Below are 26,534 nucleotides of genomic sequence, written 5' to 3' on the forward strand. Positions count from 1 at the left end.
CTTTCCATCCAGTGATGATTTAATAATAATTTATCTCTTTAAACGCATCAAAGCTGCACCAAATAATAATCCCACAACCTGTCCCCAGAAGACAACACCCGATTGGTTTATGCCAATAGGAGGAATGTTTAAACTGCCGATACCATAAAATAATTGTTGCACAAACCACCAAAATAGATAGAAAAAAGCTGGAAGTTCGATGGGGATATACAAGATTATTAGGGGCAAAATTGTGTCAATTTTAGCTTTAGGAAGCTTCATAATATATGCTCCTAAAACAGCTGCGATCGCGCCATTGCCCCCAATCAGTGGTATTGTCAAACTCGGTTCTGCCAGAATTTGTCCACAATAAGCGATCGCGCCAGCAGCCAGATACAATCCGAGATAGCGTCTATGTCCCAGAATATTTTCGACAGTCTTACCAAAAACCCACAAAAATAACAGATTTCCCAATATTTGACTAAAGCTGCCATGTAGGAATATTGCAAAAAGTAGTGAAAATGTGCGCCAAATTACAATTATCCAAGCAGCATTGTTGTAAAATAAGGCATTTATAATTGCCCCACTAATCTGGGCTGGAATCACACCCCAGCTATTAACAAAATCGCCTAATCCGCCACTAAATTCTAGTTGAAGCTCACATAAAAATACGGCAATATTAATACCAATCAGCCAGTAATTAATAATCGGTTTATTCCGACAACGAATATTATCACTAATAGGAATCATATAAATTAGTCATTAGTCATTAGTCATTCGTTTTCTTCCCCTGCCCCCCCTGCCTCCCCTGCTCCCCCTGCCTCCCCTGCCTCCCCTGCCCCTGCCCCCTACTCCCCCTTAACGTGTGGCAAGATTGAAATCAGATCGCATCGCACTTAACTAGGCAAACGAGATGCTGGGTAACACACTTGTAGGAAGATACCAGATTATTAGTAACTTGGGAGGTGGGGGTTTTGGTGAAACTTTTGTGGCGAGTGATACCCAATTACCCGGTTCACCTTCATGTGTCGTTAAGAAACTTAAACCCCAGGCAAGCGATCCTGTAACTTTGGAAACAGCTAGGCGTTTATTTGATACAGAGGCACAAGTTCTATATAAATTAGGAACTCACGATCGCATTCCCCAACTTTTAGCTTACTTTGAGGACAATGCCGAATTTTATCTCGTACAGGAATTGATCGAAGGACATGACTTGAGTCTAGAATTAATCTCAGGTAAAACGTGGGATCAAGAGCAAGTAATTTCACTTTTGCAAGAACTTTTGACAATATTAGAATTTGTCCATCAACAGAATGTAATTCACCGTGATGTCAATCCGCGAAATATTCTCAGACGCCACCCAGATGGCAAATTAATCTTAATTGATTTTGGTGCAGTTAAACAAATTACCACCCAGCTAATTCTTCCCGAAGGCTCAATTAAAGGTACTGTTGCTATAGGTACGCCTGGATATATTCCTGGAGAACAAGCTCATGGTACGCCAAAATTAAGCAGTGATATATATGCTACAGGAATAATTGCTATTCAAGCTCTGACTGGATTATCACCAGAAGAAATAGTAAAAGATGCCGATAGTAATGAAATTATCTGGCACAAGCAAGCCACGGTAACGCCAGAATTCGCTCAATTCTTAGATAAGATGGTGTGCTACGACTTTCGCCAACGCTATCCTTCGGCAACGGTGGCATTACAAGCGCTGAAAGAGTTAACACAACCACCCGCCCAGACAATTGCTTTAACTCCTATTTCTCCACCAAAAAGTACAAACAAACCTCAACCTAAAAAAGGTATATTGGGTAAAATTTTACTAGCAATATTTTTAATTGGGGTTAGCGGGATAGCATCAATATTAATTTTAAATCACATTAATTCAAATAACGCCATAGAATTATCTAAGCAAGGAAATACGCTTTTTGATTTACAACGCTATCAAGACGCATTAGAAGTATATGAAAAAGCCGTTAATATTAGACCAGATTATGCTCAAGCCTGGAATGGTGAAGGGAAAACGCTGTCTAAATTAAAAAAATACAAAGATGCGCTAGCGGCGTATGATAAAGCAATTCAAATTCAGCCAGATTATTTTGAAGCTTGGAGTGGACGAGGTAATGTACTGCTCAATTTACACCGATATCAAGAAGCGATCGCCTCTTTTGATAAAGCTTTAAAATTAAATAATCAAAGCTCGGAAGTATGGAATGCTAAGGGTGAAGCTTTCAGTAACTTAAACCAATATGACCAAGCAATTAAATCTTATGAAAAAGCAATTGAATTTAAACCAGATAATTACGAAGCTTGGTATAAAAAAGGATTAGCTTTACAAAATTATAACCGATATGAAGAAGCGATCGCAGCATACCAAAAAGTCGTAGATTTAAAACCAGACTACGAGCAAGCTTGGTATAATTTGGGAAATTCTTTAGTCCATTTGCGACGCTACCAAGACGCATTTACAGCTTATGATAAAGCTGTGCAATATAAGCCCAATTATTATCAAGCCTGGTTTTCCAGAGGTAATGTACTGCTCAATTTACAACGATATCCAGAAGCGATTGAATCTTTTAATCAAGTAATAAGATATAATCCTAGTAATTATCAAGCATGGTATAATCTGGGTTGGTCGCTCCATCAAACCCAACGCTATGAAGAAGCAATAAAAGCTTATAGAAAAGCAGCAACACTTAAGCAAAAAGACTATCAACTATGGTATAATTTGGGGAATTCGCAATACATTTTGCAAAAATACGAAGATGCGATCGCCTCTTATAATAAGGCAGTTCGTTATAAACCAGACCATTCCGAAAGCTGGTATAGCAGAGGGAATGCCCTATTAAATGTGAAAAAGTTTAAAGATGCGATCGCATCTTACGATCAAGCAATAAAATACAAGCCTAATTACCAACAAGCAATAGATGCCCGCAATCAAGCCCAGATTCAGCTGCAAGGCGAGAAACCAAAGCCTATAATCGTGCCAATTATCCCAGTTCCTAATCCGACTAATCCACCACAGACGACACCCTAGTAGTCCACCAGACTGGGAGCATCCCGTCAGGTGCAAAAACCTTGATAGCCCTCATCCCCTAACCCCTTCTCCCATATGAAGGGAGAAGGGGAACTAGAATTATGTCTCCCCTCTCCCATATTTGGGAGAGGGGCTGGGGGAGAGGGAAAAGATTTAAGCCAAAATTGGGATGCGCTCTCTTACCCAATAATTAATTTGCTCAAACTATATTTGAGCCAAGTGGTCTACTAAGTCCAATAAAGAATTTTAGCATTTGGAAAGCGCCTACTAATCTCACTCTCAAAAAAGCTACGCAACGCCTTCATTGTGTCTTTATCATAAACGTACTTCGTGCCACCAAACTTATTACGCTTGACACTGCGTTTTGCCTCATCCATCTCTAATTTTGATTGCGGATACCAAGTTTGTAAAACTTCTTTTGACCCAGGTGTGAACCGATGGGAGATTAACTCAAAGGTCAGATCACAGTCAAAATCCAGTGCCTCGTTTATCCGATCAAACAAACCACTATAGTGCATTTGCCAATCGTCTATCGGCATAATTGGCGCGATAACCAAACCTACTGGATAACCGCCACCGCCACGCTCTTGTGGTAACGCCAACCGTCGCAATGCATTCAGTCTAGATGTTACCGATGCTGTGCCACCTTCAAACTTACCAGAAATCGGTGCTGCATTAACGCTGATCCGACAGCGAGTATGGCCATTGTGTGGTAAGTCGAGTAATCCATCTACAGCATCAAACTTCGATACCCAACGTAAATGTGCATTGGTACGAGTGCCAAAGTAACGGATACATTCAGCAAGACTTCCAGTTAAATGTTCAATACCCAATGGGTCAGTATAACAGCTAACTTCAAAACTTGTGGTTTTTCCTTGTTGCTCGTAGTTAGCTAAGTTTTCTAATATCTGCGGTAAGTTAGCAAAAACGCGAATCACGGGTGGCCCCGACAAGCTCCCAGCTAGGTAGCAGTATTGACAATGAGCCGGACAACCTTCGGCAATATGAAACTGCCAATCCGCAGAAGGTGGAATGGGACTCAGTTTAAAAGAACTGGGTGGTGCAGTAACTACAGCTAAGGTACGCTTGGCGATGTTGTAAGTATCCCGCTCAGACTCACCGCGCAGACCCTTCAGGCGGTTCTGTGATAGTTCTTCTATTGATAAGTTGAGTGACTGCACACGCGCAAGAATCTGCTGCCCCCAATCCTCATCTAGGGCAGCAGGTGTAAACAGCACTCGTTCAGGTATCCACAACCTTGGCGATCTTGTTTGTGTATCTGATACTGAAACTTGGTCTGTAATGGTATTCAGCAATATCTTTCTCCGTTATTTAGTTTGCTGATTTCTGCAATTAATTTTCCAGGACTTGCTTAATTCGTCGCTCTAACAAATCAAGATCCAAGCTGCCTTCATCACGATTAATTCGGCGCACAGTCGAATTAACATTACCTAAATTAACCAATAAATCTTGAAGAATTTCCTGCTGCTGACGGGCTTGAGTAACTTCGCGTGGTTCTTGTACCAAATCACGCACGATGGTATCTTCAGCGCGAGAGGCGATAATTGGATCGCTTTGGCCTTGAATGTGAACAAAGGTTCGTCGCCCTGGGCCTCGCTCCTCTTCTATTGGTATAACTGCTGTCACTTGGTCAGAACGCACATATTTGCCAAATCCCAAATGTACTAGCTCTGATGAGAGTATTTTCATATAATTGAAGCGTTATTTTTAAGTCTTACTTATATTGTAAAATCTAGAAAAGTGACTGAAAGCCATAGACTATACGGGTTCTACCCAATTGAAAGTAGTAGTTTCTGTCCCAATTGCTCTATTGCTCTATTTCAGTCACACTATTCTTCCTTTCTACATCACCTCAAGTTTTGGAATAAGCGATACCTACGTTGAGCTACGCTAAGGCACTTGATAAAGCGATCGCAATTTGAGGATATCTTTCCATTCGAGATCGCTAAATGGTTGGGTAACTAGTTCTATGCCAAAGTACTGTTTTGCCGACTCTGTCAATGTCTCCACAATCTTTACAATCCAGTCATCCTGTTCCTGTGCGTTACAAAGTGAGGTATTCCAGGGAGCCGGTTGTTCAAAGATTTCCTCAAATAAACCTTTGTCTGTAGACAAAATCATCGAGCCGTGTTGAAGAATGGTATTTCTTCCTTTGCGTTGGGCGCTACCAATAAATTTACTTCCATCAGCAGTAACTAAGTCAGCTGCTGTTGCTGTGTTGAAGCAACTGGGATTGTGAATGTAACCCCGTCCAGCAGAACCATAATTTAACTCAATACCCAAGCTTTGCCAGCCTTGAATTAAAAAGTTACAGATTTTTTCATAAGTACCCCAGCTTTTTCTATTACTAGCTGAGGTAATCAGAGCGTAGGTTAAGTTCCCTTGGTGGAGAACTGCTCTACCTCCCGTTGGCCGACGAACTAGATCGAGTTTCTGTCCCTGGTAACTCAGATTATGCCACTCGGCTGGCCATCGTTTTTGCAGATGTCCCAAGGATAGAGCATAAGGACGCCAGGTATAAAAACGCAGGGTAGATGGGTGATATCCCTTTTCACATTGGTTGAACAACCAAGCATCGATCGCCATTTGCACTGCTCCTGATGTCTTAAGCATTGGGATGAAACGCCAGGTTGATGGTGATTCGGTTGCTAGTTGTCTCATCTGTTTCGGACTTTGGAAAGATATTGACATCCTAATATCAGGATTTAATAATACTTTTGTTTCAGATTATCAGGAAAAATGTGTTTATGAATCTCAGTAGACCGAAAAGTTTTGCGATCGCTCTGGTACTGGCTATGGCTTTATTTGCGATCAACCTATTCTGTCCAGATGCGAGTACCATTGCTGTCAACAAAAGTCTAGAAATGGCTTATCTGTTGGTTTTCTCACCCGCCTGCAACGGCACAGGCACAATCCGCATAATTTAATTAACTAAAGTGAAAATCAAATAATTGATGCGCCATTTCTAATTTAGAACAAGGTGCGATCGCTATCTGCCGTCCTTGTATATCTAAAAATATCGCTTGATTATTATCACTCCCAAAACCGCTATCAGGTTGATCGATGGGATTGGCAACAATCACATCTAATTTTTTACTCTGTAACTTTTCTAATGCAGGCTTGACAATATCCCCACTTTGTGCAGCAAACCCAATCAATATTTGATGCGGCTGTTTGAGTTTTGCTAATTGGGCGACTATATCGGGTACTGGTTCCAGGGGTAAAGATTGGGGGAGCGATCGCTTGGGTAATTTTTCTGTACTATAATCTCGTGGCTTCACATCTGCAACGGCTGCTGACATGACAATTACATCAGCGTTGGGTAAACATTCCAGCATGGCGTGCTGCATTTGCTCGGCACTGATGACGGGAATCGCTTGTACTCCTAATGGTACATCCCAATTAGCAGGGCCATGTACTAGAATGACATTTGCGCCTCGGTGAAGTGCGGCTTGCGATAGCGCTAATCCCATTTTGCCTGTAGAAGGATTACCAATAAATCTAACTGGGTCAAGATACTCTCGCGTTCCCCCAGCACTAATTAACACTCGTTTACCAGCTAAATCTCGTTTACCTTGAGTGTGTAACAACGATTGGATGTGAGCCAAAATTTCTGGAGGTTCTGCTAATCTACCAGCACCGATGCGATCGCACGCTAATAATCCTGATGCTGTATTCATTCCATGATATCGGCTATCAATCAATAGCTGTTGCCAATTTCGCTGCACTGATAGCTGTTCCCACATATCCGTATTCATCGCGGGTGCTAACAGCACAGGACTTGTAGAAGCTAGCACGGTGTTTGTGAGTAAATTATCCGCCATCCCGTAGGCTAACTTGGCTAATGTATTCGCTGTCAAGGGGGCAATTACCATCACATCTGCCCATTCACCCAAATCAATGTGTAAGGGACGAGAGTGAGTTGGTTGCCAAAAATCATCATCTGTGTAGGCACGATGACGAGATAGAGTCGCTATTGTTAGAGGAGTGATAAATTGTTGCGCCGAACGGGTGAGGATAACTCTGACTTCCGCCCCAGTCTTAAACAGCCTCGAAACCAATTCACAAATTTTGTAGGCGGCGATACCGCCACCTACAGCAATTAAAACCCTGTTCAATTTTGGATTAGTCATGGTAAAAAGTTAGGAGTAAGTAGTAACTTAGGAGCAAGTAGTTACGAATATTGACTTCCAACTCCTAACTCCTAACTCCTAACCGGAGGCGGAGCGTCTCCGGCTCCGCTCCTAACTCTCAACTACGCTTCATCGTAGGGTTCCAAATCTAAGAGGTAGATATAGGGTTCAACTAACTCTGGGCGCTGAAATGCGATCGCTCGCAATAAATGCCAATCATTTAAACCCTCAAAAGCATTACTATAATTATCTAGCTCCAGACGTGTAGCCAGTTCTTCTACTTCTGCCACAGTCATGGCAGCAATTTCTTTCTTGGAAATGCTTAGAGTTGTCATAATGTTTGCCCCTCCCTTATGCAGCACTCGCCTTCAGCATGGATTAAGTTGCGCTCTTTCGCAGCCACCCAATATATATTACTCATTAGAAGTCATTAATTTCGTGAAAATTGTCAGAATTTGTACCAGAATTTATAAAAAATTCGTAATCCTGACTAATTAATTGTATTTACAACGAAATTTCGTAGCACCTCTAACGTTTGTGGATTTATTTCATGCCCCATATCAAATTCGTGGTATTCTACCGCCACTTTTAGAGACTTTAGAGTTTCTCGGGCTTTCAAAGCAGCTTGCAGGGGTACAACTTCATCATATCTCCCGTGGCTGATTAAAGTCGGCGGAATCCCTTTTTGATCTGCCGTTACTGCATCAGGATGTAAATACCCACTCATGACAACTAAACCTGCTAGGGGCAATTTTGAGCCGACATCTAAAGTCATTGCCCCACCTTGAGAAAATCCACTTAAAATAGTGCGTGCCAACGGTACGCCAGTGCTACTTTCTAAAGATTGCAAAAAATCCATTAATAGTTGCCGACTTTCTGCCAATCCTTGATACATATTCTCCACCCGCAGGTCATACCATGCCCTCCCGACTGCGGAATAGGGATAAGGATAAGGTGCGTTGGGTAATACAAATTGGTAATCGGGTAAGTTGAGCAAAGGTAACAAAGATGCTACATCCTCAGCATTAGCACCCCAACCATGCAAAGTGACAATTAAGCCGGAGGGGGGTTGAGAATCTCTCTTAACGGTGATAGCTTTTAAAGACAGAGGTTTACTCCTAAAATTTTACTCTTTTCATAGATCCTATCCCTTCAAGTGGATTTAGTATTTATCGGTATTTGCTGCTTGCCCAAAGAATGCCTACATCGTCAAGTAATTTATGGAAAACACAAATCGGCAGTTTTGAGTTAACCGCGAATCATATCGTGTCCGGCTAAAGAGTTATCATTTATTCCGCAGTTATTGCTGGGGGAAAGAGGCTTTTAAAATTTTTGCACAGATGCGGTAATTATAAGTCTGATAAATTTATAGATTAAGAGCCTATCCGAAAACCAAAACGGGTTTAAAAGTAATCCAAACAAACGAAATGTAACATTGCTAAGTAGTTAAGTAGATAGTCGTAATTAAGTATAAGAGCAAACCTCACCCTCAATCCCTCTCCTTATTATTGTGGGAGGAAGCCGGATTGAGAGTGAGGTTTTATATTTAATTTGACCCACTTACTTATCCACCTTCTTCTCCTTGCTAGTAGCCCTAACCATTCAAATCAAAGGAGTCACGGAGAAGCTGCACATCTTTTTTTGCTACTACGCCACTACCGAATCTCAGAATGATGCCGAAAGGTCTTGAAGTGAACCAAGGCTTATGTAAAACTTGAGATCCTTTGCTTTGAGCCTACTTTTAAGGAATTGATCAATGGCGCGTCTAGCCCTGCTGAGTGTATCTAACAAAACTGGTTTAATTGACCTAGCCCGTAGCTTGGTTGAAGAATTCGACTTTGATTTAATCAGCAGTGGGGGAACAGCCCAAGCCCTCAAAGATGCGGGACTCCCTGTTACCAAAGTTGCAGATTATACAGGTTCATCAGAAATTTTAGGTGGTCGAGTCAAAACCCTACATCCCCGAATTCATGGCGGAATTTTGGCGCGGCGAGATGTTCCCCAAGATATTACAGATTTAGAAAATAACCAAATTCGCCCGATTGATTTAGTGGTGGTGAATCTATATCCTTTCGAGGAAACGATCGCTAAACCAGGGGTAACATTATCAGAAGCTGTTGAGCAAATTGATATCGGTGGGCCAGCAATGCTACGCGCTTCATCGAAAAACTTCGCCCATTTGGCTGTATTATGCGATCCAGCCCAGTATGAGGAGTATTTACAAGAATTGCGGCAAAATAACGGCGAAGCATCCCTAGAGTTTCGGCAAAAGGCGGCTTTAAAAGGATTTTCGCATACTGCTAGTTACGATCGCGCGATAGCATCTTACCTTGCAGAAGCACAGCAGTACACCCTGAACGGTACACAATTGCAATCTCTGCGTTACGGCGAGAATCCCCATCAACCCGCCACCTGGTATCAAACTGGTACTACTCCAACAGGATGGACATCTGCGACAAAACTCCAAGGCAAAGAACTTAGTTACAATAACTTAGTTGATTTAGAAGCCGCACGCCGAATTATTGCTGAATTCACTGATACTCCAGCCGCAACGATTATCAAACATACAAATCCCTGTGGTACAGCATTGGGAAGCAATATTTCCGAAGCTTACCAAAAAGCTTTCGATGCTGATTCTACTTCTGCCTTTGGTGGGATTGTCGCACTCAATCGTCCGATTGATGCAGCTACAGCTAGCGAGTTAACTAAAACATTTTTAGAATGCGTGGTTGCACCAAGTTGTGATCCAGAAGCTCAAGAAATCCTAGCCAAGAAATCCAACGTGCGGGTTTTGACTCTAGCTGATTTGAGCAGTGGCCCGAACGATACAGTAAAAGCGATCGCAGGTGGTTTTCTTGTCCAAGCTAGCGATGATGTAATTGCTGATAGCAGTCAATGGCAAATAGTTACCGAACGCCAACCCACACCCGACGAATTAGCCGAATTGCTGTTTGCTTGGAAAGTTTGCAAACATGTTAAATCTAATGCCATTGTTGTAACTAGCGATCGCACTACAATAGGAGTAGGTGCTGGGCAAATGAACCGTGTCGGCTCGGTTAAAATTGCCCTAGAACAAGCTCAAGCAAAAGCCAAAGGTGCAATTCTCGCTAGCGATGGATTTTTCCCCTTCGATGATTCTGTAAAAACAGCCGCAACAGCAGGAATTGCAGCCATTGTCCAACCAGGGGGAAGTGTGCGCGATAAAGATTCTATCATTGCTGCTAACGAACTCGGTTTGGTGATGGTCTTAACTGGAATACGTCACTTTTTACACTAAATTAGTCTCTGCAAAGTGTACAGTTTACAAAGTGTCACATAAGGTACTTGCTTTTTGATTGAATGAGTGATATGTTTTAGTCGTGTGTGAGGAGCAAGTTAAAAAATAAAAAGCGTTTGGGGTGGAAACACGGCAACACTCCCAAGCGCTTTTTAATTTGTCAGAAATTGGGCTGCTTGTGCAATTTTAGAAATGTCACTCAAAATACTTGCCATTTAATAGAAGTAGTGATAATGTTTATTTGTGTGTGAGGAGCAAGTTGAGAATAAAAAATGCCTGGGGTGGAAACACGGCAACACTCCCAGGCATTTTTTAATTTATATATAAAATATAGAAATATAAATATTGAATTGAAGGTGCAGTTTTGAAAGTGTCACTCAATATACTCGCCTTTTGATAGAAGCAGTGATACTATTTATTTGTGTGAGGAGCAAGTTAAAAATAAAAAGCGTTTGGGGTGGAAACACGGCAACACTCCCAGGCGCTTTTTAATTGGTATGCAGAAACAAGTCCTTGCAGATTCGGTGGAATTATTGAGATAAACTTTATCTAAGTTGAGAACCGTAGTTTTCACCCTCTCCCTAAAACCCTCTCCCTTTCTCTGGGAGAGGGAGTTTGAAATTCTGGCTCCCCGAATGCCAGATTTGGGATTCGGGGTTGGGCGATGAGGGCAAATCCTTTTCATCATGGAAGAACTATAGGTTTCAAGATAGACATGGTTTAATTACCTACAGTCCAAAATCCAGTAAATCTTACCCACAATCAGAAATCTAGGTGCAAATCAATCGGCTGACTCAACAAATTCAGTTCATCATCGAGATTGACCAATTAAAACAAGTGATGCGCCAAACCCTTATTATTGATGGGTCACGCCGGGAAAATAGTGCCGAACATTCTTGGCATTTAGCGGTAATGGCGATCGCATTAGCAGAATATGCCCCAGAGGGTGTTAATATATTGCATGCCATCAAAATGCTGCTAATTCACGATTTGGTAGAAATTGATGCAGGTGATACCTTTTGTTACGATGTGCAGGCTAATCACAGCAAGGCAGAACGAGAAGCACAAGCAGCGTTACGCTTATTTGGACTTTTGCCAGCAGATCAAGCTAGGGAGTTGCGTTTACTCTGGGATGAGTTTGAAGCGGCAGAAACAACTACTGCCAAGTTTGCCGCAGCCCTAGACCGGATACAACCCTTGCTGCACAATCAACAAACTCAGGGCGGGACTTGGCGCATTCATGGCATTAGGCGCGATCAGGTGATGAAACGGGTAGCGCCTGTAGAAACAGGTGCGCCGGAACTGTGGCCTTTTATTTTACAACTGATTGATGATTGTGTGACAGCAGGATATATAAACGAGAGTACTGCATTCACTCATCTGGTAGGCGATTATTCGTAGGAAAGTTAGTAGCGATAAAAGCCCATTGGCGGATACTTTCCAGACTGGTGCTGTTCTAGTGGTCTGTTGCATTAGTTATGAGGGGCTGCGAGATCCCCGACTTCTTTAAGAAGTCGGGGATCTAAACACCACCGCCATCTGCACATTGCCAGCCGCCTCTAGCAAAGGAATTAGTCGCCAAATCTGATTAATATGCATCCGATGCAGCAGAAGCCCAATCTAAAATCCAAAATTCCTTAACTAGCACCAAATTCAGATTGTAAAGCTTCATCATTATTATCAGCGATCGTTGCTACAATGGTAATGATTCGAGATACTTCGCCAGGAGATAACTCCGCTAAGGTGCGTGTTGAGATCACAACCACTCGGTTTTCAATAATACCGAAGCGCGCTTCAAAAGTACTAGAGCAGTTTAACTCCAAAAGATGCCGCATCAACTTAGGTTCATCTTTTGCAGGTAAATTTAGCACCGTAGACCAAACCGTAATGGTGTCTTCATCGGTTATCCCGTTGAGTTGGACAAATACTTCCACACTTCCATACTTAAACTTCCAGAGATAACCACCCTCTGGAGTGCGCTGAACCATCGCACTGTCATCTTGTTCCAAAGAGTCGATGACATTTTCAATTACCTCCAGATGGTTGATGCTTGTCGTCTCGGCGATTAGCTCATTAATGGATTCGTTACTAAGTATGGTTTCTTGGTAGTTTGTCATAGAGATTTTTTCCTCAACATCCTTGCTGTCTTATCTACACATACTTTATAACTTGTAGACGCAGTTAGTTTGAGCTTCCTTTTGGGCTACTTTCCAAATGCCTAAAGTGTGGGGCTGCATAAGGGACTTCTAATAGACATCTCCGGAAATTAAATATCTGCAAAATGAAACCCTTGTAGAGACGCGAAATTGTACTTCGTCCCGCTACGAAGAAAGCGTCTCTACATTCTTTTTCGGAGATGTCTAATTAAAAAATACCAAAATGGTAGGGGTATAGAATTGGTGTGTCCTTACAGAGTGGTCTATTTACCTGAAAATAGTTGTATATTTCTGAGTATGATTGCGAAATACTGTAAATTTAGTTTGCAGATTTATTGATTCTGGCAATAAGATTTAGTGATGAGAGGAAAACTGTGAATATTAGCTTGCAGGTGGGATGAGTAAGGGCAGATTGAAATTAGTTACCTGTGTTGGTTGTTTATCATTGGCGATATATGCATCGGCATTATATTTTAGCGATCGCGGTAGATGTGCGATCGCTAGTTGCAAACTGCCTTTATCACAGACTTTAAGATTGGGACTATCGCAACCGCAAATATCAACAGAAAAGTTACGCTTACTCGCTCAAGCTATGACTGTAAAAGTGATGTCAAAGGAATTCTTGGGTTCTGGGATTATTTTGCGAAAACAAGACTCAATCTATACAGTTTTAACTAATGCTCATGTACTCAGAGCAGATGATGCTCCCTATCGGATTCAAACCCCTGATGGCCAGATATATACAGCCAGTTTGCCTAAAAATACAAAATTTGGCAAGAATGATTTGGCAATATTGCAGTTTCGTAGCCCTAAAAAAAATTATACAGTAGCATCTATCGCTTCTAAATTAATTGTAGGCGATGAAGTTTTTGCTAGTGGTTTTTATTCACAAAATGACGAAGAAAAACACCAGTTTTCCTTCACTTATGGTAAAGTTTCACTGTTACTACCCACAGCTTTAGAGGGTGGCTATCAAATTGGTTATAGCAATGATATCCAAAAGGGGATGAGTGGTGGCCCATTGCTAAATTGTCGGGGTGAGGTGGTAGGTGTAAATGGAATGCAAGCAAATCCTTTGTGGGATGCTCCCTCTATCTTTGTTGATGGTTCCGAAGCAGATAAGGGGTTACATGAGCAGATTAATCGCCTTAGTTGGGCTGTACCAATAGATAAATTAATCAATTTGAAATGATTGAATCATTTTTTCTGTAATTGGGACAAATTTATCATAATCATCTATGGCAGCAGTGTAGATAATTACGTAGGCTTTATCCCCCTTTAATATCCAAATCCGCAAATTTTTTAAATTATTGTCTCCATCTTTGACAGTATAAATGACTTGATACGCTGGTCTATATGCCAAAGTGCTTGTATTGCTACTAATAATTTGCCCATTTTGGGACTTTTTAATGTCTTCAATAAATTGAGTTTTAGAATCTTCTAAGGTTCCCGAAAAATCTTGAATTGTGATTGTTACTTGCTCTTGAGAAGTCTTTGTTGTACTTTGTTTGGGTGAAAATTTTACCAATTCCCCGGTAAAAAGATTGTTCAAATCTTCTCTATTCCAGGTGTCTGGATATTTTATCTTGATTTTACTTTTGGTGTCTTCATAAGATGATAATTCTACAGGTGGAATCGGGGGTGGTACAGATATAAAGATACTAATAACTGCAATAGTTGCTGTTACTGCAAACAGAGAAATTATCCATTTCCACGGTAGTAGACGACGAATAGGTTGGGGTAGAATTGTTGGCGGGAATGTTGATGGCGATACTTGTTGTGTTGATAGCGATAGTTGTTGTAGAGCAACTAATACTTGCTCTGCTGATTCATAACGCTGGCGAAAGTCATAACGCACCATTCTATCTAAAATATATGTTAACTCTTGGCTAATTTCTGCTTGATTGCGCCAAACAATTTCATTATTGACATCTTTTGGTAATTGTTCTGGCAGTATTCCTGTAAGAGCTTGAATAGCAACAATTCCGGCTGCGTAAATATCACTGCGAAAATCAGGATTACCAGATGTTTGTTCGCTCGGCATATAGCCTTCAGTCCCAATAGCAACAGTTATATTCTTTTGTCCTTGAGGTTGAATTATTTGGGTACTAATTTGTTTGACTGCACCAAAGTCAATCAAGACAATTTTACCATCTAGGCGTCGGATGATATTTGAGGGTTTGATATCTCGGTGAATTACTCTTTGCTGATGGATAAAAGTTAAGACTTGTAAAATATTTTGTAAAAGTTTAATTACATAAGCTTCACTCAACTTTTTACCTGCAAGTAATTCTTTACTCAAATCGTGACCTTCAATATATTCTTGAACTAAATAAAATTCCTGATTTTCCTCAAGATGAGCCAAAAGTCGCGGGATGTTATCATGATTTCCCAACTTTTCGAGAATCACTGCTTCGCTGTCAAAGAAACGTTTTGCTGAGTGTAAAGTGTCTGGATTGGTAAAAATTGGTTGAAACTGCTTAACAACGCACTTGGGATTTCCTGGACGTTGGGTATCTTCGGCTAAGAAAGTCACTCCAAACCCCCCTTGTCCGATTTGTTCGAGAATTTGGTAACGTCCACCAAGCTTACTCATTGATATTCACCCTAGATCCTAAAACTTATTACTCGCTGGCTGATATAGCCGTTCTCAATTGCATAGAATACAGACCTAACCCCCAGCCCCTTCCCTGCAAGGGAAGGGGAGTAAGATCCTTTGAGATGAGAGGAATGCAAGTGAAGTCAGAGTGGATTGCATCCAAAGGAAAAGCGCTATATACAGCAATTAACAACAATATTTATATTATCTTTATTTGGAAACATGATTTTTATTGGTATTTTACTAAATGTTATGGAGATTTTCTGCAAATTTAAGTTGTAAATATCAGTATGATCACGATAATCTAAGTTATACCCTTTTTTTGTACTCAAACATCCAGAAATTTATGGTTAGCAGGTTAGACTATTCCAGGTTGAGCGAGGTTGCTAGAGTTTCTGGCATAGCTTTGCTCATGGCATCTACAACAACTGTAATTATTCATCAGCCTAGTTATGCTAGCAGCCCTACCTTCCAATGTGCTAAGAGCCAAGGTAAGCCTGTAACATTTGTGCGTATAGGAGATGGCACAAAAAGAGCAATAATTCGTTGGGGCGAAGAAAAATTTTTCTCTTCTAAGTTGACGGCTTTAGAACGCTGTAAGCAAGTGTCGTACAGATTTCAACAAAACTATGACAATAATAATCTCAAAACTATTATCTCTGGGAAGATCAATGGTTATCCGGTAGTGTGCGCTGCTGTTAGTACAAACGATGTTTGCACAAGCAAAACTGTATTATTTACTCTCAAGCAGGGTTCTAATGCGAAACTGGCTGCGGAAAGGCTGTTAGATCAACGTGGTTTAGCATCTGGAAAAATCCACAATGAAAATAGTGATAATACGCAAATTTATGTTGATTTTGATACTTTTGTGAATAATATCCAACCTGAGCCTTAAAAATCGTAGTGGCGTGGCAAGACTAAATTGATGGATTAATTAAATCAAATGAACCACCCATAAAAGGCAATCACGTTCAGTTGCGAAGTAACGCACCATCATAATTCAATACGGTTCAGTTAAAACGAATTGTAGGAGCACGGCATCGATCAAATATCTCTTTTACCGAAAGTCTTTAGTAGGGGCACGGCTTTAGTAGGGGCACGGCACCGATCAAATATCTCTTTTACCGAAAGTCTTTAGATGCCGTGCCCCTACTTGTTTTATGGTATTCCTGTACAATAGTGGCTTGGGCTTATGTTGTGTGAAACCCAACAATTAACGCTTAATGTTGACTTTCGGTCTTTTGCTCAAGCCAACCTACGCAATTTTATTTTTTGGGCTGATCTGAACCCTATATGCAAAAAATCGGGTAAAAATATGAAATATTATTATGGGCTTTCATCTGCGCTGATTGGTGTATCAATGGTATTGGTGCAGTCGCAGGTAGCATTAGGATTATCTGTATCAGCAATAGAAAAAATAGCTGAAGATATTATAGTAAGAATTGTCAACACTGAAAACTCCAACGATTCAGGTTCGGGAATTCTGATCAAACGCTCTGAGAATACTTACACTGTCCTCACTGCCTATCATGTGGTGAAGAGTGGTCAAAAATATAAAATATTGACACCAGATGGGCAAAGTAATTCAATTAAATCGATGCAGCCCATACCACAGACAGATTTAGCAGTTTTGGAGTTTAGCAGTAGCAAAACTTACAACATTGCCAAGATTGGTAATTCCGATGAAGCTACACGCACGACTACTGTTTATGTCGCTGGGTTTCCCGCTAAGACAGCAGCTCTTTCTAACCCAGGTTTCTTTTTTAACAAAGGACAAGTAAACGCCAACGGGACGGCACAGCGTGATGGTTATAACATCATTTACGATAATCATACCTTAAACGGTATGAGTGGGGGTGCGGTGCTAAATGAACAAGGGGAAGTTGTAGCAGTTCACGGCAGGGCTGATGAACAACCAATAAGTGAAAAAAGCCAGACTAAAATTACTACCGGGATTGGAACTACTATATATTCGGCTGCACAGAGGATCTTAGCTGTGGGGGTAAATTTGGGAGTGAATCTGCCAAGTATTAATGTTGCAGCTGCATCCAAAGCAGATGACTTTTATATTAAAGCTAACGAAAAATATAATAAAGAAGATTATAGAGGAGCGATCGCTGATTACAATGCTGCTATCAAGATTGATCCCAAGTATGCCGATGCCTACTACGGCCGAGGATATTCCCGGTACAATTTGCAAGACTATAAAGGAGCGATCGCTGATTACAACGCTGCTCTCAAGATTGATCCCAACTATGCCGATGCCTACAACAACCGAGGATTTGCCCGCTACGATTTAGGAGACAAGCAAGGAGCGATCGCTGATTACGACACTGCTCTCAAGATTGATCCCAACAATGTCTATGCCTACTACAACCGAGGATTTGCCCGCTCCGAATTAGGAGACAAGCAAGGAGCGCTCGCTGATTACAACGCTGCTCTCAAGATTAATCCTAACTATGCCAATGGCTACTATGGCCGAGGATATTACCGGTACAAATTAGGAGACAAGCAAGGAGCGATCGCTGATTACAATGCTGCTCTCAAGATTAATCCTAATGATGCCAATGCCTACTACAACCGAGGAATAGCCCGCTCTGAATTGGGAGACAACCAAGGAGCGCTCGCTGATTACAACGCTGCTCTCAAGATTAATCCTAAGGATGCCTCAGCCTACTACAACCGAGGAATAGTCTACTACGATTTGGGAGACTATAAAGGAGCGCTCGCTGATTACAACGCTGCTCTCAACATTAATCCTAATAAGGCCAATGCCTACTACAACCGAGGATTAGCCCGCTACAAATTAGAAGACAACCAAGGAGCGATCGCTGATTACAACGCTGCTCTCAAGATTAATTCTAATGATGTCGATGCCTACTACAACCGAGGAATAGCCCGCTACAAATTAGGAGACAACCAAGGGGCGATCGCTGATTACAACACTGCTCTCAAGATTAATCCTAACTATGCCGATGCTTACTACAACCGAGGATTTTCCCGGTACAAATTGGCAGACTATAAAGGCGCGATCGCTGATTTGAACGCTGCTCTCAAGATTAATCCTAATGATGTCGATGCCTACTACAACCGAGGATTAGCCCGCTACAAATTAGCAGACAACCAAGGGGCGCTCGCTGATTACAACGCTGCTCTCAAGATTAATCCTAACTATGCCGATGCCTACTACAACCGAGGAATAGCCCGCTACAAATTAGCAGACAACCAAGGGGCGCTCGCTGATTTCAACGCTGCTCTCAAGATTAATCCTAACGATGTCGATGCCTACAACAACCGAGGATTAGTCCGCTCTGATTTAGGAGACTATCAAGGGGCGATCGCTGATTACAACCTTGCTCTCAAGATTGATCCCAACTATGCCAATGCATACTACAACCAAGGAATAGCCCGCAAAAATTTAGGAGACAAACAAGGGGGGATTGTAGACTTGCAAAAAGCAGCTGAACTATTTCGGCAACAAGGAAATACAGAGTTGTATCAACAAGCTTTGGAGTCGATTAGAAAATATCAGCAGTAGAGTCGTGGGCGATGGACAGATGGGAGGTGGTGCGATCGCAGGCTAATATTCTCTTTGATTGTGCGATCGGCTGTAACAAAAAATGTAGAGACGCGAGGGTAAGGGCATGGCACTGCCATGCCCCTACACCTGGCGATATAATGTTGTACCGCATCTGATGGGAACCGCTATAAAGTCGCTAACAAACGCAAACATATAGAAGCGGTTTATAACCAGCCGATTTAACTTTACTTGTATAGCCTGACAAAGATTTTTTACCTGGGAACTGGTACTTGATTAATTACTGACGCAATTACCGCATCCATTTGTAAACCATCCAACATCGCTTCTGGTTTCAAAATGAGGCGATGACGCAGCAGTGGCGATGCAACTGCTTTAACATCATCTGGCGTGACAAAATCTCTTCCAGCCAACCACGCTAATGCTTGAGATGTTTGCAACCAAGCACCAGTAGCGCGAGGCGATGCGCCCAAAGTTAAATCGGGAGATTGACGCGATGTTCTCACCAACGCCAATAAATAATCAACGATCGCTTCTGCTACTTTAACCTCTTTGACTGCAAGTCGTGCTTGCAAAATGTCGGCTACTGTTGCGATTGGTTTCAAACGGCTAATATCCAAACGCCGTGCTGCAAAACCCGCCTGACGATTCAGCAACATTTGCTTTTCGGCAGCTTGATCGGGGTAATCTACCACCAGTTTAAATAAAAATCTATCCAACTGCGCCTCTGGTAAGGGATAAGTTCCCTCAAATTCCAGGGGATTTTGGGTTGCAATCACCCAAAATAAATCTGGTAAGGGCAAACTTTCACCATCCAATGTTACCTGCATCTCTTCCATCGCTTCTAGTAGCGCCGCTTGTGTCTTGGGAGGAGTACGGTTGATTTCGTCTGCTAGCAGCACTTCGGTAAATATTGGCCCTTTTTTTAAAGTGAAATTGCGGCTATTCAAGTCAAAAATATTTGTACCAGTAATATCTGAGGGTAAGACATCTGGTGTTAGTTGAATTCGGCGAAACTCCCCTTGGATTAACTGCGCTAACACTTTTACTAAGAGGGTTTTACCAGTCCCTGGTACTCCTTCTAAAATTACGTGTCCACCCGCTAGGAGTGCTACTAAAAGTTGTCGTATTAAGCTAGATTGTCCGACTATTACTTGATTAAGACTTTGACCAAGGCGAATTAAGATAGGATGGCTTTCACTCATATTTTTTTTGATAAATAACTAACGCAGAAATATTATGGATAATTTCAAAGGGATTTCCAAGAAATAAACGAACCTTATTAGACGCAGAGAACGCAGAGAGAAGAAATAGAGAGTATTTTTGGGTCAGTTTTGGGATATTTTTTATTTGGAAGTCCCAAAAAATTAATTACGAACTTGTACTGAGCTACTTGTGCCAAGCGTTGCTGAGGTATTACGAATTTCCCTAATGGTTCCCCATTTCCCCAACCAGCTTAACAGTTCTCGTTCACTGATCGGTTGTTTGCTAGATTGTAGCTTTAAAACTGCATCTAGTTCTGCTGCACTTGCGCCTGTTTTTTCTATCCAGAAGTTGATTAAGGCTTCGCGTTCTAAAGGTATTTGCCCTAATCCCAAGGCTTTTTGGAGTTGTAGTTGTTCTTGTTTACCCACCATTTGTACAACAAAGTCGGCGGTATCAGCTTTCTGCAACACTCCCCCTAAAGCTTGGATGTATGCTTCGCTGTTATCTACAATTGGTGTATCTAAAGCTACTGGTTTGCCAAAGCGGCGATTCTGCGCCCAAATTAACACTAATAGCAGGATACCTACTTGCAGCAATATTGGAAATACAGGAGTTTTAGCAAGAAAACTAGATAAATCTCCTTCGCTTTCTTTCTTTCTGACATCGGCATCTTTATAGCCGTGGATATATTCATCGACAAATATTGTGTTACTTTTTTCAGTAACCAAATTGGCTAAAAACTTGAAATTACTTAAGTAATCTTGATAGGCGTTGGCGGCTAAATAAGGAGTGCTAGAAAAAATCACCTTTCCCTTTTTGTAACTTTCTTCCCAGACAACAGCACCAAAGCGATCGCCTAAATCAACTTGCTTAAAGTTAGCTTTTTTATATCGTCTACGGGTATCAATTTTAATATTACCAAGGTGATATTTTTGCATAGTGCTAAACTGTGCTTCTGTAACCCGCGCCCCCGCACCCAAAATTACTAAAGTATTTCCTTTTTCTACCCATTCCCGCTTTTGACTATCCAGTGTCGTCTCCCTTGAATCGCTGCTTACCTGTAGGAAGGTAACAGGGTTTTTATCTGGCTGAATATCACTAAAAGGCTTTTGCCAGCGTTTGATAGAAATTCCCTGCTGTTGCATAAAAGCATACCAAGCTCCGTAACCATCGGAAGCGCGATTATAAGTAGAGCCAGCGTTAATTTTAGTATTATTGGGAGCCGCAATCAAACTAAGTAAAACGATCGCAGCGAGTGCGATCGCTCCTATCCAAGCAAGCCGATTTGAACGTTTCATTGCGTTTGAGTATCACTAGTGTTAATACTTACTTATTTTTCAGCTAAAGTCAAAATCTACTTTCTTTAGTCTCTCAACGCGATCGCAGTTTCTAAATTAGACCTGTCTGGAAAAATAATAAAATTAATATCTCTTAATTCATTAATTAACATAGTGTTGCAATTCCTAATGGCAACTTACTTTACATATAGGCACTACTATGTTTTTACAGCAATGTCATCAGTAATGGAAACAATAAGATCCCCGACTTCTTGAAGAAGTCGGGGATCTTAGCTTCTCGCTTTTTCCAAATCAAATAGCATTACCAAGGCTATTTAATCGCACATAATATCACTCAAATTGCACAAGCGATCGCCCCGATACAATAATAAAACCGACAGAATCAAGTCTAATTTGAGGCTGACGAATTCCCTCTAGAATAGCTGCATTTAAAGCAGTTTCTATCTTCAATTCTTCAGCTAATGTATTATCCCAACTTTGCTGATTCAGACGCAGCCTTAATTGTTCTACTCTATTGGCTAATTTTTTTTCGGCTACTCTAGCACAATTTTGGCATAAGTCAAGAAAATCGGGACGATTAGATAGTAATTCCGAAGAAGTGTTACGCACTTGATAACAGAAATTTTGCCATTTACTAGGGTCAATAAAATCGTCAATAATTCCTAAGCGCTCTTTTGCTAGATTGTAATCTCGTCCTTGATTGTTGTTTTTATCTTTATATGGACGTTGCAGGATACTTAAGAGTGCTTTATCTTCAACAGTGCGTATTGGTTCCTTACGACCATCAACATAGATAGTTTCTATAATTGGTGGAAATAGAGCATCGACACGTCGCTGCAAGTTTTTGAATTGAGAATTATCTAGTTTGTTATTTAGTAAAACTTGTTTAGCAATTTTTAAATTTGCCTCGACTACATAATTGCATTGGAAACCGAACCACTCTTTCCCTTCTTTAGAGTCCCAAGATGCATCAGTGCGCCACATTGCAAAGGCTTCACCTCGGTCATCCCAGTTTATATAGTTCCAGAGTGCTTCAATAAATCCTTCCCCAACCCGAAAGAGTTTAATACCAGCATTCTGGTTTGCTACCCTGCGATTATAAGTACCAAATTGGTCTAGGGAACTCTCAGCAAAACGGTTTTTTAAGTCATTTATGGGAACCAATGTCCGCGTTGTCGGTTGATAACGTCGCATCTCTGATGAATCTGGATTACTGAGTCCTCTGAATCCCAGCGCGTCACAAATCCAGCCTTCAATTGCTCGTCTAATTTCTAAATGACTTGCATCATAATTATCTAAATCTTGAAAATACTCGGTGGCAATTTCATCGTTAGCATCAATTTCATCTAGAGCATTTTGTTCGCTAATTTTGGCTATTTCAGCTTCAATTTGCTCTTGAATTGGTGGAATCATCTCTAACAATCCAGCAGCACCTGATTGAAACAAAAGTGTTTCTAATTCTGCAAGTTTCTCATCTACATAAAACTGGAGACTGGCTATTGATTGTTGGAATATACCAAACCCATCTTTCAATACTTTATACCAAGCATTGTGAGGGCTATCTGACAAGTAGGGGCCAATTAAGGCACTAGATTGGATGCCAATTTTGCTGCCAATGCGGTCAAGTCTGCCAATTCTCTGCTCTAATTGATTAGGCGACCAAGGAAGATCAAAATGAATTAACCAATCGGCAAACTGGAGGTTACGCCCTTCTTCTCCAGAGCGATCGCATACTAAAATAAAGCAGTTGGGATTATTCTTGAACTTATTTAAGCCTTCCTCAACTTTATCTGGTGATTCTCCAAATTGATGGCTGGCTATTGTCTCTGTACCAAAGCTATCAGATAAATATCGGACAATTTCGCCACAAGTTTGCACAAAACTGGTAAATACAATAAATTTGGGCAGAATATCGCCAGTAATTGGTCTTTTAATTCTCTGCTGTATCCTGGTGATGAATTCCTTTTGATTCTTCCGAACGTTTGCGGGAATTTTGAAGTATGTACCTAGCTGATTCAGCAGCATTGTTTTCAAATTTTCCGTCCGTTGTCCATCCTCTTGAGGTTGACGAATAATTTTTAGCAAGGATTGCAAAATCTCATCTTCCCCTGAAAATTTGGGGGTTGTAGTTAATAGGCGAACATCATCTTCTTTAAACTCCTGGATCAGTTTAGCATGAGGCTTACCAGTTAACCGGGCGGTAATTACCTGCTCTAAAATGCCTAACCAAGTACCAGCAGCTAGGAATAACAACAGAAAAATTCGCTGATATTGCTTTTCACCAGGAGCAACACTCCGCCATTGATTGAGGAGTTCGTGGATATCAAGCGATCGCTCGTCTAAATCATACTCTTCTTTGGGCGTAAAATTGCGGTCAAAGATCACATCTTCCACCGCAGCGCGACGGTTGCGAAGCATTCGGCGGTGTAGTCGATAGATATCGCTGACGTGGACACGAATCGCTTGGAGGATTTGCTCTTGCTCGGTAGAATTTGCTGGTAAATTTTCTAAATCATCCGCCAGCTTCAGTAAATACTCATCTTCAGCAAACAGGTTTCGTAGTTGCTGTAAGTTGCTTTTGAGGACAAGAGGTTCCGCACCTTCTTTAAAAGAAAGCAGAAGTTTACCAACTTGCTGACGGCTTTCAACTTTGGCGCGAAAACCTGCTAAATCACCAATTTTATAGGTTGTCGGGTCCAGCAAGTGCAACATTGCCAAGAAATCCTGCTCATGATTGAGAACAGGAGTAGCAGATAATAAAAGTAAGCGATCGCTTTTATGAGCAACTTCTTTGCAAGTCTGAAAACGCTGGCGCACTGTTGCATCCTTAGAGGTTGCCATTGCTGCGATATGATGGGCTTCATCTAAAATTAAGCAGCCTATCTTCGCTTTCAGGTTGATTTTATGGATATCTTCAACCGCCAGCACCGCTACCCGTTTGGGAAAATGGGAGATGTAAAACTTGTTTTCTAACTCAGTCCGCCATTGTTTGAGCAAATATTGCGGAACTATCACCACCGCCCCTTTTTTCGGTTCATCCAGAAGGAATTGACGCAGAATCGCCCCGGCTTCGATGGTTTTTCCGAGTCCCACCTCGTCTGCTAGCAAGTAGCGTTGAATTGGGTCTTCTAGCACCCGCCGCACAACTTCAACTTGGTGAGGATAAAGATTGATATTTGCTGAAATCAGTCCTGTCATTCCGCGACTGACAGCGCGTTGCTTAATCAAAGATTTGACGAAAGCTAATCTTTTGTCGTGGAAGTAGGGGGTTTCGTGACCCTTCATCGCTAGAGTTTCGATGGGGTCTGTGTTTGGTAGATTACAACGAACGTAAATGTCTTCTTCAGTAGCGATCGCAGTTTTCTTATCTGGTAAATCAATTTGATACATTTCTGTATCTTCATCCCAGATAAAAACTCTGCCAACTATCCATTTATCCTGCGTTTGGGACTTAATATAGCATCGAGCCTGGGGTTCAAGCCTGACCTGAGAGAGAGAATTTAAAGGTAAAGTTTTTTGCAGACGTTGCCCTATAGAGCAGAAATACTCAACGTTTGCATTGGTATCAGATATTTCAGTAACTTTTCCTATACCCAAATAGTTATTCTGGGACTGTACCAATAAACCGAGCTTAATCATAGATCCAGTCCCCTGAACACACTTAAAGAACCTTCCAGACTAGTTTGTTCACCTATATCTGGCAGTTTTGTCGATCAACATTATAGAAGATAATAAACTGCCATCACACCTTTTTGTTATAGCGATGTCTACGATGGGCTATTCGGCGTCGCTCTACCATCGCCAACTAGTAAAATCAGCCCAAAGGTTGATGTGCATTGTCATGTACTAGTTTTTCAATGCATCGGGACGCATTGGTATTGCAAGGTATTACCAAATTAATTCCCTAGAAATTAATGAAATACTGTACTGAGGTGATTATGTGGCGCAATAGATTCAGACTTTGCTTCGATCGCGTCACGATACAATTAAGATGGTGTAGTTTTATTTAGTATGAAGAAAATCAGAGACAACACAATTAAGTTAAATCAATATTTAAAGTTGATGGGTATAGTGCCAAGTGGAGGGCAAGCCAAGCTGATGATTCAAGGTGGCGATGTTCAAGTCAACGGTATGTTAGAAACCCGACGAGGGCGGCGACTAGTACCAGGTGATAAAGTGACAATAGAAGGAAAGACTTTAGAGGTGAATTTGGACAACAATCAAGACCAACATGTAGTAACAGATTCTCCCGAATAAACTGAGTAAAGGATTTTTATCCTAAATTGAAATGTTCCTCTTTTCCCTTGAGTAATGCTGCAAATTTCCAATAAAGTTATTATCCCACAGAGTGAGATTGAAATTAGTGCAATTCGTTCGCAAGGAGCGGGAGGCCAAAATGTGAATAAGGTTTCCACGGCGATTCACTTGCGCTTTGATATTGCGGCTTCATCATTACCCGATTATTATAAAGAACAGCTTTTAAAGCTGAACGATCGCCGCATCACTCAGGATGGAGTTGTTGTCATCAAAGCCCAGGAACACCGCAGCCAAGAGAACAATCGAGAGTCAGCTTTGAAACGACTTCAAGAACTAATTAAAAGCGCAGTTGTAGTGACGATAAAACGCAAACCCACCAAACCAACTCGCAGTTCTCAAAGAAAGCGCCTTGACTACAAAACTAAGCGCGGACAGGTTAAGTCTAACAGAGGGCAGGTGACAGATAGTTAATAGACATCTCCAAAAATTAAATATGCGTAAGCTAAAACCCTTGTAGAGAGGCGAAATTTCGCGTCTCTACATTCTTTTTCGGAGATATCTAATTTATAAATTCAACTTTGGCGCTCAATTTTGTTGCAAAATCTTACCAGAGAACTAAGACTAATTCCTTCTATGGGCTGTGGTAAAGGTCATGACTTAGTTGGTTAGCTTGAGAGTAGTAACTAGTGAACTACCCCAACTTACCGAGTACGGTTGAAGTTGGGGCTTCTGTACTCATAGGCGAGTGCCGCAACTTAGACTTTCGTCCGAGTTTTGGTCTTACCTCCCCTCCTACAGCAGAGACGGCTGAACCTTCCGCCTTTATCATTCTGATGCCCTCTGCTCTAATGTTCTGCGCGGCATTTCCATCCCTATCATGATGAGTATTGCAATGAGGACAAGTCCACTCACGGATATCCAACGGCATCTCCCCTACTTGATAGAAGCAATTAGAGCAAAGCTTAGAACTAGGGAACCATCTATCAATCTCAACCAACTTTCCACCTCTGCGTTCTAGCTTATAGGC

23 protein-coding genes are annotated in these 26,534 nt (G+C 41.4%); 9 read left to right on the forward strand and 14 right to left on the reverse strand.

Annotated elements, in window-relative coordinates:
• Window positions 1-30: 30 nt before the first annotated feature.
• Window positions 31-729: a rhomboid family intramembrane serine protease gene (locus V7K32_RS03720; protein WP_334990446.1), complete on the reverse strand. Its 699-nt coding sequence runs from the start codon at window positions 727-729 to the stop codon at window positions 31-33.
• 163 nt (window positions 730-892) lie between these two features.
• Between V7K32_RS03720 and V7K32_RS03725 the strand changes: the two genes are divergently transcribed.
• Window positions 893-3,022 (forward strand): tetratricopeptide repeat protein, encoded by a 2,130-nt coding sequence (locus V7K32_RS03725; RefSeq protein WP_334990448.1) that lies wholly within the window; start codon window positions 893-895, stop codon window positions 3,020-3,022.
• A 227-nt stretch (window positions 3,023-3,249) separates the two neighbouring features.
• On the opposite strand, the gene V7K32_RS03730 is transcribed toward V7K32_RS03725, so the two are convergent.
• The 3 genes from V7K32_RS03730 to V7K32_RS03740 form a co-directional block, all read right to left on the reverse strand.
• Complete coding sequence (locus V7K32_RS03730) at window positions 3,250-4,272, reverse strand: spore photoproduct lyase family protein (protein WP_334990482.1); 1,023 nt, start codon at window positions 4,270-4,272, stop codon at window positions 3,250-3,252.
• Between the two features lie 103 nt (window positions 4,273-4,375).
• The gene (locus V7K32_RS03735) at window positions 4,376-4,732 is read right to left on the reverse strand and encodes a hypothetical protein (protein WP_094345345.1); all 357 of its coding nucleotides are present in this window, start codon (window positions 4,730-4,732) and stop codon (window positions 4,376-4,378) included.
• A gap of 201 nt (window positions 4,733-4,933) precedes the next feature.
• Window positions 4,934-5,734 carry a lipoate--protein ligase family protein gene (locus tag V7K32_RS03740; RefSeq protein WP_334990450.1) on the reverse strand — a complete coding sequence of 267 codons (801 nt, stop codon included), beginning with the start codon at window positions 5,732-5,734 and terminating at the stop codon, window positions 4,934-4,936.
• Between the two features lie 56 nt (window positions 5,735-5,790).
• Here V7K32_RS03740 and V7K32_RS03745 point away from each other — a divergent pair, with 56 nt between their 5' ends.
• Window positions 5,791-5,970 (forward strand): hypothetical protein, encoded by a 180-nt coding sequence (locus V7K32_RS03745; protein WP_334990452.1) that lies wholly within the window; start codon window positions 5,791-5,793, stop codon window positions 5,968-5,970.
• Here the strand turns inward: V7K32_RS03745 and coaBC are convergent, their stop codons facing one another.
• From coaBC to V7K32_RS03760, 3 genes are all read right to left on the reverse strand, one after another.
• Window positions 5,971-7,176 carry a bifunctional phosphopantothenoylcysteine decarboxylase/phosphopantothenate--cysteine ligase CoaBC gene (gene coaBC, locus V7K32_RS03750; RefSeq protein ID WP_334990454.1) on the reverse strand — a complete coding sequence of 402 codons (1,206 nt, stop codon included), beginning with the start codon at window positions 7,174-7,176 and terminating at the stop codon, window positions 5,971-5,973.
• Between the two features lie 122 nt (window positions 7,177-7,298).
• Window positions 7,299-7,511 carry a protein IsiD gene (gene isiD, locus V7K32_RS03755; RefSeq protein ID WP_229457986.1) on the reverse strand — a complete coding sequence of 71 codons (213 nt, stop codon included), beginning with the start codon at window positions 7,509-7,511 and terminating at the stop codon, window positions 7,299-7,301.
• A gap of 155 nt (window positions 7,512-7,666) precedes the next feature.
• The gene (locus V7K32_RS03760) at window positions 7,667-8,269 is read right to left on the reverse strand and encodes an alpha/beta hydrolase (RefSeq protein WP_334990484.1); all 603 of its coding nucleotides are present in this window, start codon (window positions 8,267-8,269) and stop codon (window positions 7,667-7,669) included.
• Window positions 8,270-8,932: 663 nt separating this feature from the next.
• On the opposite strand from V7K32_RS03760, the gene purH reads away from it, so the two are divergent.
• Together purH and V7K32_RS03770 are read left to right on the forward strand one after the other, a co-directional pair.
• Window positions 8,933-10,453, forward strand: coding sequence for a bifunctional phosphoribosylaminoimidazolecarboxamide formyltransferase/IMP cyclohydrolase (purH, locus tag V7K32_RS03765; RefSeq protein WP_334990456.1), 1,521 nt, complete (start codon window positions 8,933-8,935; stop codon window positions 10,451-10,453).
• 774 nt (window positions 10,454-11,227) lie between these two features.
• Entirely contained in the window at window positions 11,228-11,854 is a 627-nt protein-coding gene (locus V7K32_RS03770; RefSeq protein WP_334990458.1) for an HD domain-containing protein, read from the forward strand.
• Window positions 11,855-12,090: 236 nt separating this feature from the next.
• Here V7K32_RS03770 and V7K32_RS03775 read toward each other — a convergent pair whose 3' ends face one another.
• A complete protein-coding gene (locus V7K32_RS03775) occupies window positions 12,091-12,570 on the reverse strand; it encodes a YbjN domain-containing protein (RefSeq protein WP_334990460.1) in 480 nt (159 codons plus the stop codon).
• Window positions 12,571-13,021: 451 nt separating this feature from the next.
• On the opposite strand from V7K32_RS03775, the gene V7K32_RS03780 reads away from it, so the two are divergent.
• On the forward strand, window positions 13,022-13,801 hold the full coding sequence (locus V7K32_RS03780) for a S1 family peptidase (protein ID WP_334990462.1): 780 nt from the start codon (window positions 13,022-13,024) through the stop codon (window positions 13,799-13,801).
• Here the strand turns inward: V7K32_RS03780 and V7K32_RS03785 are convergent.
• On the reverse strand, window positions 13,784-15,205 hold the full coding sequence (locus V7K32_RS03785) for a protein kinase domain-containing protein (protein WP_334990464.1): 1,422 nt from the start codon (window positions 15,203-15,205) through the stop codon (window positions 13,784-13,786). The genes V7K32_RS03780 and V7K32_RS03785 overlap by 18 nt on opposite strands.
• Window positions 15,206-15,554: 349 nt before the next feature.
• On the opposite strand from V7K32_RS03785, the gene V7K32_RS03790 reads away from it, so the two are divergent.
• Together V7K32_RS03790 and V7K32_RS03795 are read left to right on the forward strand one after the other, a co-directional pair.
• Window positions 15,555-16,103, forward strand: coding sequence for a COP23 domain-containing protein (locus tag V7K32_RS03790; protein WP_334990466.1), 549 nt, complete (start codon window positions 15,555-15,557; stop codon window positions 16,101-16,103).
• A 420-nt stretch (window positions 16,104-16,523) separates the two neighbouring features.
• Window positions 16,524-18,746 carry a tetratricopeptide repeat protein gene (locus V7K32_RS03795; protein WP_334990468.1) on the forward strand — a complete coding sequence of 741 codons (2,223 nt, stop codon included), beginning with the start codon at window positions 16,524-16,526 and terminating at the stop codon, window positions 18,744-18,746.
• Here V7K32_RS03795 and V7K32_RS03800 read toward each other — a convergent pair.
• The 4 genes from V7K32_RS03800 to dpdE all read right to left on the reverse strand — a co-directional run bounded on the left by V7K32_RS03800 (window position 18,727) and on the right by dpdE (window position 24,889).
• The gene (locus V7K32_RS03800; RefSeq protein WP_334990470.1) at window positions 18,727-18,900 is read right to left on the reverse strand and encodes a hypothetical protein; all 174 of its coding nucleotides are present in this window, start codon (window positions 18,898-18,900) and stop codon (window positions 18,727-18,729) included. The genes V7K32_RS03795 and V7K32_RS03800 overlap by 20 nt on opposite strands.
• A 100-nt stretch (window positions 18,901-19,000) precedes the next feature.
• On the reverse strand, window positions 19,001-19,951 hold the full coding sequence (locus tag V7K32_RS03805) for an AAA family ATPase (RefSeq protein ID WP_334990472.1): 951 nt from the start codon (window positions 19,949-19,951) through the stop codon (window positions 19,001-19,003).
• Window positions 19,952-20,113: 162 nt separating this feature from the next.
• Window positions 20,114-21,250, reverse strand: coding sequence for a DUF4350 domain-containing protein (locus tag V7K32_RS03810; RefSeq protein WP_334990473.1), 1,137 nt, complete (start codon window positions 21,248-21,250; stop codon window positions 20,114-20,116).
• Window positions 21,251-21,580: 330 nt separating this feature from the next.
• Window positions 21,581-24,889, reverse strand: coding sequence for a protein DpdE (gene dpdE / locus V7K32_RS03815; protein WP_334990474.1), 3,309 nt, complete (start codon window positions 24,887-24,889; stop codon window positions 21,581-21,583).
• 372 nt (window positions 24,890-25,261) lie between these two features.
• Between dpdE and V7K32_RS03820 the strand changes: the two genes are divergently transcribed.
• Together V7K32_RS03820 and arfB are read left to right on the forward strand one after the other, a co-directional pair.
• A complete protein-coding gene (locus V7K32_RS03820) occupies window positions 25,262-25,507 on the forward strand; it encodes an RNA-binding S4 domain-containing protein (protein ID WP_334990476.1) in 246 nt (81 codons plus the stop codon).
• A gap of 54 nt (window positions 25,508-25,561) precedes the next feature.
• Window positions 25,562-25,978, forward strand: a complete 417-nt coding sequence (arfB, locus tag V7K32_RS03825; protein ID WP_334990478.1) for an alternative ribosome rescue aminoacyl-tRNA hydrolase ArfB — start codon at window positions 25,562-25,564, stop codon at window positions 25,976-25,978.
• 220 nt (window positions 25,979-26,198) lie between these two features.
• Here the strand turns inward: arfB and V7K32_RS03830 are convergent.
• On the reverse strand, window positions 26,199-26,534 hold a 336-nt coding region (locus V7K32_RS03830; RefSeq protein ID WP_334990480.1), incomplete at its 5' end, for a zinc ribbon domain-containing protein.

This window comes from Nostoc sp., assembly GCF_036917635.1.
GTDB lineage: Bacteria > Cyanobacteriota > Cyanobacteriia > Cyanobacteriales > Nostocaceae > Nostoc.

Excerpts from the sequence above, each read along its gene's own strand:
- V7K32_RS03720 (WP_334990446.1), bottom strand. The coding sequence starts at position 729 with ATGATTCCTATTAGTGATAATATTCGTTGTCGGAATAAACCGATTATT.
- V7K32_RS03725 (WP_334990448.1), top strand. The coding sequence starts at position 893 with ATGCTGGGTAACACACTTGTAGGAAGATACCAGATTATTAGTAACTTG.
- V7K32_RS03735 (WP_094345345.1), bottom strand. The coding sequence starts at position 4,732 with ATGAAAATACTCTCATCAGAGCTAGTACATTTGGGATTTGGCAAATAT.
- V7K32_RS03740 (WP_334990450.1), bottom strand. The coding sequence starts at position 5,734 with ATGTCAATATCTTTCCAAAGTCCGAAACAGATGAGACAACTAGCAACC.
- V7K32_RS03745 (WP_334990452.1), top strand. The coding sequence starts at position 5,791 with ATGAATCTCAGTAGACCGAAAAGTTTTGCGATCGCTCTGGTACTGGCT.
- coaBC (WP_334990454.1), bottom strand. The coding sequence starts at position 7,176 with ATGACTAATCCAAAATTGAACAGGGTTTTAATTGCTGTAGGTGGCGGT.
- isiD (WP_229457986.1), bottom strand. The coding sequence starts at position 7,511 with ATGACAACTCTAAGCATTTCCAAGAAAGAAATTGCTGCCATGACTGTG.
- purH (WP_334990456.1), top strand. The coding sequence starts at position 8,933 with ATGGCGCGTCTAGCCCTGCTGAGTGTATCTAACAAAACTGGTTTAATT.
- V7K32_RS03775 (WP_334990460.1), bottom strand. The coding sequence starts at position 12,570 with ATGACAAACTACCAAGAAACCATACTTAGTAACGAATCCATTAATGAG.
- V7K32_RS03785 (WP_334990464.1), bottom strand. The coding sequence starts at position 15,205 with ATGAGTAAGCTTGGTGGACGTTACCAAATTCTCGAACAAATCGGACAA.
- V7K32_RS03790 (WP_334990466.1), top strand. The coding sequence starts at position 15,555 with ATGGTTAGCAGGTTAGACTATTCCAGGTTGAGCGAGGTTGCTAGAGTT.
- V7K32_RS03795 (WP_334990468.1), top strand. The coding sequence starts at position 16,524 with ATGAAATATTATTATGGGCTTTCATCTGCGCTGATTGGTGTATCAATG.
- V7K32_RS03800 (WP_334990470.1), bottom strand. The coding sequence starts at position 18,900 with ATGCGGTACAACATTATATCGCCAGGTGTAGGGGCATGGCAGTGCCAT.
- V7K32_RS03805 (WP_334990472.1), bottom strand. The coding sequence starts at position 19,951 with ATGAGTGAAAGCCATCCTATCTTAATTCGCCTTGGTCAAAGTCTTAAT.
- V7K32_RS03810 (WP_334990473.1), bottom strand. The coding sequence starts at position 21,250 with ATGAAACGTTCAAATCGGCTTGCTTGGATAGGAGCGATCGCACTCGCT.
- dpdE (WP_334990474.1), bottom strand. The coding sequence starts at position 24,889 with ATGATTAAGCTCGGTTTATTGGTACAGTCCCAGAATAACTATTTGGGT.
- V7K32_RS03820 (WP_334990476.1), top strand. The coding sequence starts at position 25,262 with ATGAAGAAAATCAGAGACAACACAATTAAGTTAAATCAATATTTAAAG.
- arfB (WP_334990478.1), top strand. The coding sequence starts at position 25,562 with ATGCTGCAAATTTCCAATAAAGTTATTATCCCACAGAGTGAGATTGAA.